At 26.2% G+C, this 12715-nt stretch carries 8 protein-coding genes; 3 read left to right on the top strand and 5 right to left on the bottom strand.

The window, feature by feature from the left end; all coding sequences use genetic code 11:
* Nucleotides 1-128 precede the first annotated feature (128 nt).
* A complete protein-coding gene (locus R4I97_RS10910; protein ID WP_335785072.1) occupies nt 129-1742 on the bottom strand; it encodes a peptide ABC transporter substrate-binding protein in 1614 nt (537 codons plus the stop codon).
* Nucleotides 1743-2025: 283 nt separating this feature from the next.
* Here R4I97_RS10910 and R4I97_RS10905 point away from each other — a divergent pair, with 283 nt between their 5' ends.
* The gene (locus R4I97_RS10905) at nt 2026-3879 is read left to right on the top strand and encodes a tetratricopeptide repeat protein (protein WP_335785071.1); all 1854 of its coding nucleotides are present in this window, start codon (nt 2026-2028) and stop codon (nt 3877-3879) included.
* Nucleotides 3880-4282: 403 nt separating this feature from the next.
* On the opposite strand, the gene R4I97_RS10900 is transcribed toward R4I97_RS10905, so the two are convergent.
* Together R4I97_RS10900 and R4I97_RS10895 are read right to left on the bottom strand one after the other, a co-directional pair.
* Nucleotides 4283-5137, bottom strand: a complete 855-nt coding sequence (locus R4I97_RS10900) for an ankyrin repeat domain-containing protein (protein ID WP_335785183.1) — start codon at nt 5135-5137, stop codon at nt 4283-4285.
* A 118-nt stretch (nt 5138-5255) separates the two neighbouring features.
* Nucleotides 5256-6416 (bottom strand): ankyrin repeat domain-containing protein, encoded by a 1161-nt coding sequence (locus tag R4I97_RS10895; protein WP_335785070.1) that lies wholly within the window; start codon nt 6414-6416, stop codon nt 5256-5258.
* Nucleotides 6417-6784: 368 nt separating this feature from the next.
* Between R4I97_RS10895 and tilS the strand changes: the two genes are divergently transcribed.
* Nucleotides 6785-8143 (top strand): tRNA lysidine(34) synthetase TilS, encoded by a 1359-nt coding sequence (tilS, locus tag R4I97_RS10890; RefSeq protein ID WP_335785069.1) that lies wholly within the window; start codon nt 6785-6787, stop codon nt 8141-8143.
* 276 nt (nt 8144-8419) lie between these two features.
* Here tilS and R4I97_RS10885 read toward each other — a convergent pair whose 3' ends face one another.
* Nucleotides 8420-8797 (bottom strand): PepSY-like domain-containing protein, encoded by a 378-nt coding sequence (locus tag R4I97_RS10885; RefSeq protein WP_335785068.1) that lies wholly within the window; start codon nt 8795-8797, stop codon nt 8420-8422.
* A gap of 417 nt (nt 8798-9214) precedes the next feature.
* Between R4I97_RS10885 and leuS the strand changes: the two genes are divergently transcribed.
* Entirely contained in the window at nt 9215-11776 is a 2562-nt protein-coding gene (gene leuS / locus R4I97_RS10880; RefSeq protein WP_335785067.1) for a leucine--tRNA ligase, read from the top strand.
* Between the two features lie 95 nt (nt 11777-11871).
* On the opposite strand, the gene R4I97_RS10875 is transcribed toward leuS, so the two are convergent.
* Nucleotides 11872-12513, bottom strand: coding sequence for an SGNH/GDSL hydrolase family protein (locus R4I97_RS10875; protein ID WP_335785066.1), 642 nt, complete (start codon nt 12511-12513; stop codon nt 11872-11874).
* Between the last annotated feature and the right edge of the window lie 202 nt (nt 12514-12715).

The raw sequence follows: 12715 nt of genomic DNA, 5'->3' as shown, positions 1-12715 counted from the left end.
CCTAAACAATAAAAAAGCTGCATAAGAAATTCTTATACAGCATTAAATATTTTTTAACTTTAAATTATTATACAATAAATCTATATAAATATTATATATCGTATATAAATTAAATAATATACTTAGAATTAATTTTCTATATAAGCATAGCTGAATTTATGGTTTGCCAAACTATCATATACAACGCCTTTCAATTTAGGGCTAACTAAAGTAGGTGTAGCATAATAATATAATGGTATTATAACATCATTATCCATAAATATTTTCTCAGCTTTATGCATAGCATCCATTCTAATATTCTGATCTATTGTACTCATAGCAGTTTGAAGCAAATTATCATATTCTTTATTTGTAAATAGAGCATGGTTTTGAGGACTATAACTTAAGAACATACCTAAGAATGTCATAGGGTCATTATAATCAGCAGTCCATCCGCTTCTTCCAATAACATAATTCTTATCAGTATATAATGTTTGTAAAAATACAGCCCATTCTTGCTGACTTACAGAAGTATCTATTCCTAAATGCTCTTTCCACATTTGCTGAACAGCTTCAAATGTAGGAATCTCTCTATTAGAATCAACTATAAATTGAAGTACAGGGAAACCTTCTCCATTAGTATATCCAGCTTCTTCCATTAACTTTTTAGCCTTTTCTATATTTTTTTGATAATCTTCAGGTTTAACACTTATATAATCTCCCCCTACCTCTCTAAAATCTCCATTAACATCAGGAGCTCCAAAAGGTACGAATGCACCAGCAGGCACACCAGCTTTTACTATATTATCTACTATATAATTTCTATCTATAGCCAATGATAAAGCCTTTCTAACTCTGCCGTCTTTTAAAACTTCATTAGTATGATTTACAGCATAATAATATGTTCCAAGACGTTTAACCATTTGAAGTAATCCTTCTGCCTTTAAAGTATCAATATCCTGAGCTGGTACTCTATCAGAAAAATGTAAAGAGCCTTCTTTTATACCAGCAACTGAAGCTGTAGGGTTATCCATTAAAACAAATGTGATTTTTTCCGGAACTAAATTCTCATAATCCCAATAATTAGTATTTTTTACCATTACTATATTATTATCAATATTACGTTCTATCATCACATAAGAACCATTTCCTATATAGCTTTCTGGATTGATAGTCCAAGTGTTGCCGTATTTTTCTATAATATCTTGTCTAATTGGGTAGAATGTAGTAAATGCTGTTAATTCCAAGAAATATGCAGTAGGTTTTTCTAATGTTACTTCTAAAGTATAATCATCAATAGCCTTTATGCCTAAACTATCCAATTCCATTTTACTAGAATTAATAGCCATAGCATTTTTTACAGGTTCAAATTGATAACTATATTCACTTGCTGTTTTAGGGTCTACCGCTCTTTTCCAAGCATATACAAAATCTTTAGATGTTAATGGAGTTCCGTCAGACCATTTGCCGTTAGTTCTTAAATGGAATGTATATGTGAGTCCGTCTTCGCTTATATCCCAGCTTTCAGCAGCTCCGCCAACTAATACACCTTCTTTATTTTTTGTTGTAAGTCCTTCAAATGCATGTATTATGTAAACTGAAGCATCTGATGCTATATTTAATGTAGGGTCTATAGTTTTAGGCTCTGGACCTACATTTATAAATAAACCTTCACCTTGATTTTCTTTTTTTGATGAACAAGATGTTATTATCAAGCCTATTGATAATAAAAAAATAAAAAATAAATGAATAATATTTTTCATAAATCAATGTCCTTTTTGTTTTTTCTAAATAATTAGGAAATATATTATATCATCAATTATTAAAAATCAATTAATTAATAAAAAAAATAAATTAAATTAAAATATTAAAATAGATTATAATCTCTATAGAGGGGGGTCTATAGAAATTTCTAATGTTTTAAAAAATTATTTTGACAAACTTAAAAATTTTTAGTATATGCAATTTAATTTTATATAGTGTTAAATTATTTTTTTATTATAATATAATTTATATAAAATTAATAAACTATGATAGGAATAAAAAATGCCAAAAATATCTAATTATCTTTTTAGTAAACATATAGAAAAATGCAAAATATCGTTAGAAGCTTTTGAAGAAAGAGAAGTTCCAGATTTAAAAGATGATTCTAAAGAAGAAGCAGAAAAAATTCTATATGAGGCAAATAATTTTTTAAATAACATTGATGCATTCAATTATTCTGATTTTTATGATTTTAACAGTAAAGCAGAAAATTTTAATGATGAATTAAACAGAATACTTGAAACATTCTATATAAAAGAGCCTGACGAACTTTATACTTATAACAGGTTTATTGAATATTTTCATTATGATAAAACTATGTTTAATGATGAAAATGATGAAATAGATATTAATGATTTAGACACTTTAGATGAATATTTCGATTGTAATACTAATGGAGTTGCTCTAAACAATATGAGAGAATATAGAGATGCTATAGATTATTATAGTAAAGCTATAGACTTAATTGATTATTATGCATTAGCTTATTATAACAGAGGACTTGCTAGAAGTAATTTAGGATTTTTTAAGAAAGCTATAAAGGATTATGACAGAGCTATAGAATTAAGTAAAAATTATAAAGACGCTTATTATAACAGAGGGTTTGCTAAAAATAATGCTGGCTTACACAAAGAAGCTATTGAAGATTATAATAAGGTTATAGAGTTAGACCCTAATAATATAGATGCATATAATAATAGAGGAGTTTCCAAAAATTATTTAGAGCTTTTTGATGAGGCTATAAAAGATTTTAATAAGATTTTAGAGTTAGAGCCTAATAATTATTGTGCTTATGGCAACAGAGGAAATTCTAAAAACGATTTGGGACTTTATAAAGAGGCTATTGAAGATTATAACAAAGCTATAGAAATTAATCCAAATTATTCAGATGCTTATTATAATAGAGGAAATTCAAAAAAAGAATTAGGTTTATTTAAAGAAGCTATAGAAGATTATGATAATGCTATAAAATGGGAACCTAACGATATAAATACTTATCTTAATAGAGGAAATGCTAAATACGATTTAGAATTATATGAAGAAGCTATAAAAGATTATGACAAAATTATAAAATTGGATAATAATTATGTAGATGCTTATTATAACAGGGCAAATGCAAAAAGAGAGCTGGGTTTATATAAGGAATCTATAAAAGATTATGATAAAGCTATATATTTAAATCCTAATTATAGTGACGCATATAATAATAGAGGGCTTTCTAAAAGTGAGTTAGGAATGTATGAAGAAGCAATCAAAGATTATGAAGAATCTATAGATTTATGTGCAGATAATCCAGAAGCATATTATAATATAGGAAGTGCTAAATATGATTTGGATCTTTTAAAAGAATCAATTAAATATTATGATAAGGCTATAGAATTAAGACCAACTTACAGTGAAGCATATAATAACAGAGGACTTTCTAAAAATGATTTGGGACTTTATAAAGAAGCTTTAAAAGATTATGATAAATCTATAGAGTTAAACCCAGATGACAGCAATACTTATAATAATAGAGGACTTACTAAATATAGTTTGGGCTTGTATAAAGAAGCTATAAAAGACTATACTAAGGCTATAGAATTAACTCCTGATTATACGAATGCTTACGGTAACAGAGGAAGTGCTAAAGATGAATTAGGACAGTATAAAGAAGCTATTGAAGATTATGATAAAGCTATAGAATTAGAACCGAATACAGCTTATTTATATAATGATAGAGGCTGGGTTAAGAAAAATGCAGGACTATATAAAGAAGCTTTGAAAGATTATAAAAAGGCTTTAGAATTAGATCCTAATAATGAATATGCAAAGAGCAATATTGCAAATCTTAAAAAAGAACATGGCTTGAAATAAAATTAGCTTTATTGTAATTATAAAATAAAAATTTTTTAATTTATGATTTTTTTATTCAACTTTTTCCAGCCTTACACGGTGTGGACTTCGTCAAAGTTGCAAAAAGTGCAAATACTACAACTTTATATTTTATAATATATCTTCGATGTAATATAACATCTAAAATTTAACGTACACATAAAAGGTAGATTTCATAAAATGCAGTTCTTTTGGTTCTTTTATAACAATAAAAGAACTGGGGTGCGGGGCAAAGCCCTGCAAATATTTTAATTTAAAGAAATAATTTTTTATATAATATATGTTTTTTCAACTTTTCCCGTGGCAAAAGTTGCAAAAGCACTTATTAATTTTTTATTATAATCTATTTTACAGTTTTAGTATTTTTAAGCCATATAAAAATCAATTATCTGAAAAATTCTGAAATATTAAAAACTATAAAATGTAATATTAATGCAGGTATACCAATTACAATTAGAAGTACAATCTTAAAAATATTAAATAAAGTACTAAATATTCCAGTAAAAATTAATTTTGTATTATAAAATATACCGGGATACGCTTTTTTTCCATTATTATTTTTTATATTTTTATCTGCATTATTTTCTATCAAAAGATAGGCAACTTTTTTTTCCATATCAATATCTCTATACTCATTATTTTTTTTATATGAAATTTTATGAAGTGCAGTATCTCCATCATTATTTTGTAAATTAATATTGACTGAGTTTTTTATGAGCATTTCAATAATATCATATTCTTCTGTTCCTATATTATCTCTAGAAAGTATATAGTGAATTATACCATTTCCGTCATTATCTTGTATATTAATATTTGCTCCAAGATTTATAAGTGTTTCAATTTTATATTTACTATCTGGAACTCCTATAATTTCACTTGTACCGAATTTAGGTTTATGAAGTGAATTGTAGTACTTACTTATATCAAGTATAAGGCTTTTTCCCTCTTCATTTTTCTCATTAATATCCATTCCATTATCTAATAAAACCTTTACGAAATTAGAGAAATTATTAGTGCTTAAATTAGGTATATAGTTATACCATGTTTCACTGTTCGCTATAGAATAAGTTATATATTCTTTATTGTTTTCAATTATGTATTTAAACTCATCAATATTTTCTGATACTACTGATTTGTATAATGCTGATTCTTTATTTGTTGCCGCTAAATTCTTAAAATCTTCACTTACCTGACCATAAGCAATGTACGAACTAATTATAATAATCCATAATATTTTCATCATAAACCTCTTTTTAATTATGTATTATATTTTTTGATTATACATTGTAGCGGTATATTTTGTCAACTTAGATTTTATTTTAGATTTCATTGATTATATTTAGTAGAAAATAAAATATTTATTTTTTCTTATAATATTTTTTTACTAAATCAATCATTTTTTTATCCTTAATAGCCTCGGCATATTCTAAAACATTGTAGCTTTCTTTTATACTTCTGCCATAGTCATTATCAGGTTTCATTTTTATATTTAAATCCACTCCATTTTTAAATAAATATTCAGCAACTTCATAATTATGTTGGTCTATAGCATGAAATATCGCAGTATAGTTTATATCATTAGGATAATAGTTCACATCAGCCCCATTTTCAACTAATGCCTTAACTATTTCTAAATTACCCGCACCCGCAGCAATTGCTATAGGAGGATAATAATCTAGAAATTTTGTATCTAAATCAGCACCATTATCTTTTAAAAGCTTTACTACTTTTGGAGTAGACGCCGCAAGTATAGTAGCAGGAGCAACTCCGCTATCATTTGTAGCATTTACATCGGCACCATTTTCTATTAAAAGTTTTGAAGCTTCATAAGGATTTTGTCCTGTAACAGCCCAAAGTAATGGAGTATCCCCATTATCATCGGCTTTTCCATTAACATCTATTCCATTATCTATTAAATATTGCATTATATTAAGATTTCCATTTTCAGAAGCATAAATAAGTGCAGATGCTCCCCAAGATGATTTTGCATTTATATCTGCATTGTTTTCTATTAATAGATTAAACATCTCTTCATTACCCTTTTCGCATGCAATCATAATCATATTTTTTCCGTCTTTATTTTTTATATCTAAATCAGAGTCATGTTCTATTAGTAATTTTGCTATTTCTATATTGCCAGTTCTTACAGCTTCCATTAAAGCATTAAATCCATCGCCTGCTCTTAAATTAACCAAAGCCCCATTATCAATTAAAGCTTTTGCTATATTGTAATGATTATATGATGAAGCTATCATTAAAGGAGTAGAATTAGGATAGTGGGTAACATCGCCTATAATAATCTCGCCTTTTGAAGAAGCATTTATACCGCCCTCATTTATTAATTCTATTATTTCAGCAACACCTGTTTTATTTTTATTCTTTTCTAATAAGCTTAATAATTCATCGCTAGGCTTTATTATTTCATTTGTAATTAATAAACTATTTATTTTCTCATTATTGCTCTTGGAATAAAGCGATGAAATTGCAATTATCAATATAAATAATATCTTCTTTTTCATAAAACAACCTCTTTTATTAATATCTTTGTTATTATATATCAATGTACACTAATACTCAATATTAATAAAAAAGATAGTAAAGTTATAAAAAAATATTAGAAAAATATCAAAATAACAACTATTATTATAAAAGTAATTTTATAAAAAATGATATCTATCTATACAATAAATTTATAACAAAACTAATTATACTGCTATACAGTTCAAAAATATATTAAAATAAAAATATGCTGTCTAATAAAAAATTGGATTATAACAAATACGATATAAAAAGTAATTATAAATGAAAAAATATTATGTTTATATAAAAATATATGATATACTCTATAGATATTAAAAATTGAAAAAATAGTTTAATGGATAGTATTATGCTAAAAGAAATTCAAAATTTTTTACTTTCAAACATAGATGATATACAAAATAAAACTTTAGCAGCAGCATATTCAGGCGGCATAGACTCTCATGTTATGCTAAATATTTTATACAAATTAAAAGAGCAATTATCATTTAATCTAATAATACTTCATGTTAATTATAACTTGAGAGGAGAAGATTCTACAAATGATGAATTATTTGCACGTGATACAGCCAAAAAATATAATATAAAAATATATGTTAAAGAAATAGAACCAAACAGTTATGAAGGAAAAAATATTCAGCTCGAGGCGAGAAATGATAGATATAGTTTTTTTAAAGAACTTTACAATAAAAAAATATATGATTATTTATTAATAGCGCATAATAAAGACGATTTAGCAGAAACTATTATTTATCGAATAATTAAAGGCTCTGGTACTAATGTTTATAAAAGCCTAAGAGAAAAAAAAGGATATATTTTAAGACCGCTGCTTAATTTTTATAGAAAAGATATTGAAGAATATGCTAAAAATAACAGTCTCTCTCACAGAGAAGATATTTCAAATAAAAAAAATTATTATGCAAGAAACAAAATAAGAAATTTAGTAATACCTATGCTTGAGGAAATAAATACAAAAGCAAAAAATAATATTATACGATTTGCAAAAAAGAGCTATGATGAAACTATAATGCTTAGAAAAAAAACCAACTTCCTATACAAAAAAAATATTTCTAACAGTAATAAAACTCTTAATATAACAAATATAAAAAATATCAATGATATGTTTATAAGTAAAATAATAATTAAATTATTAGCAAAAAATAATATAGAAATAACAGAAAAAAGAATTATTGAGATAATAAATATAATAAAATCAAAAAAGCCTAATATAAAAATAAGATTAGATAATATTTATTTAATTAAAGAATATAATACCATTAATTTAAAGAAAAAAGAAGAAGAAAAAGAAAACATTAATGATTATATAAAAATAGAAAAAGATGGTGTATATCAATTTTTAAATGCAGAAATTGAAACACAAACTATTTTAAATAAAAATATTAATTATAAAGACAATATTTATATAAAGGCAAACTATCCTATAATAATAAGAAAAAGAAGATACGGAGATTTTTTATTATCCTATCCTGATAGTCATAAAAAAAGTTTAAGAAAAATTTTAATAGATTTAAAAATACCTCACTATACTAAAGAAAAAATCCCCGTAATCACTTCAGCTTATGATGATAATAAAATACTTGCATTATATTTAGAACCTTATGGTTTAAATAAAATAGCAAACGATGCTGCTGTGACTAAAGAAGACAAATATATAATAAAATTTTCTTTTAATAAATTTAATATATAAATATTTAACATTAGTAATATAAAGAATAAAAAGTTATTTTAAATTACAATAGAATAAGCGTATATCTCATATAATCCTCAAAAGTAATTTAATTCACTAATAAAATAAAAATTATAAACAATAAATATTTGAAAATTCAAAAAAGAATTTTATAACTTCTGTAATCAAAAATTAAAATTAATAAATCTAAAATTAAGAAAATATAACAATTTTTTAAAATTACAAAAGTAAAAAACTACTTAAACCAAATATCCCCCCTATATACTAAAAATACTTTTAAGCTAATAAATCTCCCCTGTAATTTACACATAAATCTATAGAATTGCTTAATTTTATTCTATAAAAATTTATTCTTTTATTTATTTCATATATATGAGCGCCTTTATATTTTTTCATAATATTTTTTACACAATTTGATATAGATTTTGGAAGTATATTTTCTCTTATATCCTCATCGCTGCTTATATAATTCCAATTACCATTTTTATCAAAATCAATATAAGTTCCGTTAGATAATTTTACTTCATATTCATCGTTAATTTTATCTATATATATTATTTTTGCATTATGGAAGTAAAATTCTATTAATCTTCTAGCATTTTCAGGCAATTTACTAGGGGTTATTTTTATAGAGAGTTGTAATTTAGCGTTCATATTGACCTCCGTCGAGTTATTGTAAATTATCTTTACAATTATAATTATAGTCAAAGGAGGAGTTTTGTCAATATAATTTTACAATTATTTTACAATAAATTTACAATAAACATCCTTTTATAAATAATATATAATACATATTACACATAAGATACAGATTAATGTAAATTTTATGTAAAATATAAAATATTATTTTTTACAATTAACATAAATCTATGCAAATATACAAAAAATACTTGAAAAATATAACATTTTGCAATATAATTTTTGTTGTAAAAATATTCAGTAAATATATTTTGCTGTTATCATCTTATTTTAATTCTTTATACAGTAATAAAATAAGCGAGATTTTACAAAATACACATAAAAATAATAATTTTTTATTAATAAATAGTATCAAACTACGGAGTGTTAATCATGGAATATAATTTTACCACCATTGAAAAGAAATGGCAGAAGTACTGGAAAGACAATCAATCTTTCAAAACAGTTTCTAAACCTACAGACAAAAAATATTACGTATTAGAGATGTTTCCATATCCATCTGGAAAAATGCATATGGGGCATGTTTCTAATTATACTATAGCTGACTCTATAGCGAGATACTACAAACTGTTAGGATATGATATTTTACACCCAATGGGCTGGGACGCTTTCGGTATGCCTGCAGAAAATGCTGCTATAGAACATAAAACTCACCCTGCTGAATGGACTTTGAAAAATATTGCTAATATGAAAGAGCAGTTAAACTTGCTTGGATATTCTTATGATTGGGATAGAGAAGTTACTACTTGTTTGCCTGATTATTATAAATGGGGACAGTGGTTCATATTAAAAATGTATGAGAAAGGTCTTTTATATAGAAAAGGCGGAGATGTTAACTGGTGTGAGCATTGTAATACAGTATTAGCAAATGAACAAGTTACAGCAGAAGGCACTTGCTGGAGATGCGACGGAGAGGTTACTAAAAAGAAACTTGAACAATGGTATATAAAAGTTACTGATTATGCAGAACAATTAGATGCAGATTTGAAATTATTAGAAGGTTATTGGCCTGATAATGTTATAGCTATGCAGAAAAACTGGATAGGAAGAAGTGTTGGTGCTTATATCAATTTTAATTTAGATGACGGCAAAGACTTCCCTATATTTACAACTCGCCCAGACACTATTTATGGTGTTACTTATATGGCTATAGCTTGGAACTATGAAGGTCTTTTGGATATGTGTACTGCCGAACAAAAAAGTGCTGTAGAGGAGTTCATTAAAAAGTCTGCTAAGATTGACCAAAAAACAGATTATGAGAAAGAAGGTGTATTTACTGGAAGATATGTGGTTAATCCATTTAATGGAGAGAAGGCTCCTTTATATGCTGCTAATTTTGTTTTGGCTGAATATGGTAGCGGTGCTGTAATGGCTGTTCCTGCTCATGACCAAAGAGACTTTGAATTTGCTAAAAAATACAATATTCCTGTAAAGGTTGTTATACAAAATGCTGACAATTCTATAAAAGCAGAAACTATGACAGAGGCCTATGTAGAAGACGGAATAGTTGTTAATTCTGACATATTAAACGGACTTTCTTCAAGAGACGCTATAAAAAGAGCAATAGAGTATGCTGCAGAAAAAGGTTTTGGAAGAGAGCAAGTACAGTATAAACTTAGAGATTGGCTTATATCAAGACAAAGATATTGGGGCAACCCTCTTCCTTTTGTACATTGTGAGAAATGCGGTGTTGTACCTGTTCCTGAAAGCGAATTACCTATAACACTTCCTATGGATATAGAGTTTACAGTTGGAGAGAATCCTCTTAAAAAATCTGCATCATTCGTTAATACAACATGTCCAAAATGCGGTGCTCCTGCTAAAAGAGAAACTGACACTATGGATACATTTACATGCAGTTCTTGGTATTATGCAAGATATACAGATGCTCATAATAACAAAATGCCTTTTGATCCTGAAGCTGCTAATGCTTGGCTTAGTGTTGACCAATACATAGGCGGTATTGAACATGCTTGTATGCACCTTTTATATTCAAGATTCTGGTACAAGTTTATGAGAGATATAGGACTTATAAAAGGAGATGAGCCTTTTAATAGACTTCTTACTCAGGGTATGGTTTTAGCAAATAGTTATGAGGCTAAATCGTTAAAAAAATTCTATACTCAAGAGCAGATGAACAATAAAGAATACGAAAAAGACGGCATTAAAAAAGAAGATATTATAGTAAAAATGGAAAAGATGTCAAAATCAAAAGCTAATGGGGTTGATCCTGCTGAGATTATAGAGCTTTTCGGTGCTGATGCTGTTAGAATATTTGTTATGTTTGTTGCTCCTCCAGAAAAAGATAAAGAATGGTCTGATGAGGGTGTTAAAGGTTCTGCAAGATTCTTAAACAGAATTTGGAACTTATTCTTAAAATACAAAGATGAAGAAGCTTTCAAAAATGCTAAATCATTTGACTACAACAATCTTTCAAAAGACGGACAAAAATTATTTAGAAAATACAATAAAACTATTAAGAAAGTTACAATAGACATTAAAGACAGATTCCACTTCAACACAGCAATTGCATCACTAATGGAGCTTTTAAACGACATGTCTGCTATAAAATTAGCCAACAATGATGATTATGCTATGTTTAGAGAAGTTATTAGAGGATACTTAATTCTTCTTAACCCAATAGCTCCGCATATCACAGAAGAGCTTTATCAGATATTAAATTTTGGTAAGATGATACTTGAAGAAAGTTGGGTTGAGCATGATGAACAGTATTGTAAAGATGATACATTTGAGCTTGTATTCCAAGTTAATGGTAAGATAAGAGACAGAATAGAAGCTGATGTTAATATAAGCGAAGATGAAGCAAAAAACCAGGCATTATCAAGCGAAAAAGTTAAAGCGTTTACAGAAGGTAAAAATATCATTAAAGTAGTTTATGTTAAAGGAAAGCTTGTAAACATAGTTATAAAATAAAGTATAATTAATAAAAAACAATAAAGAGTATGGATTAAAAAATCTATACTCTTTTTTATATTTTATATTATAATTTTTTTACAAATCAAATATTATTATTTATTAAAAATATTTTTTATTTCCATAGCTAAATTTTCAGCTATTATTTTATGTGATTCTTTGTCAAGATGTACTTGATCTTCTTCAGTAAATTTTACTATGCTTCCTAAATCAAAAAAATGCACTTTTTCTTGTTCGGCAAGTAATTTATATTTTGCTGCCAATTCCTTAGATATTTTTATAGAATTTTGATTAAACCCCGAAAAATCATAAAGAGCATGAACTTTCTCCCCTACTGGAGGAGGGGCAAGCAATAAAATTTCAGGTTTTTTGTATTCCATTGAATCTTCGCTATTTCTAATTTTAAATATAATTCTTTTAATTCCTTCAGTAATTAAGTTAGAAGTAGCAGAAAAATGTACCTTTACATCATTTGTACCCAAAGATAGTATAACTAAATCTAATGGTTTATGTGTATCTAACGCTATTTCTATATATGCCATTCCGTTTCTGCCAGGCTCAAATGGATCATCAAATACTGTTGTTCTTCCGCACAAACCTTCTTCAATAACTCTATAATCATTACCTAAAATATTCTGTAATATTCCTGTCCATCTTTCATCTATAGAATATCTCTTATTTAATGTTGGTATAAAACCAAATGTATTACTATCACCATAACATAATATATTTATCATAATTTTAACGCCCTATTAAAGTAAATTTATTTTAATAATATTAATAAAACTATATTTGTCAATATTAATTATTAATAAATATATCTCTATATTAAAAATTGTAGTATTTTTTTTATTTAGTTTTAATTACATCCCCACCCTTTATTTTTTATAGTTTAATAAAAAAATACAATTAAAATTATCTTTATAGCTTAATTAGAAA

This window comes from Brachyspira pilosicoli (assembly GCF_036997485.1).
Lineage (GTDB): Bacteria > Spirochaetota > Brachyspiria > Brachyspirales > Brachyspiraceae > Brachyspira > Brachyspira pilosicoli_C.
Note: the sequence above shows the minus strand (reverse complement) of the source record. Positions and strands in the feature narration are given on the sequence as shown.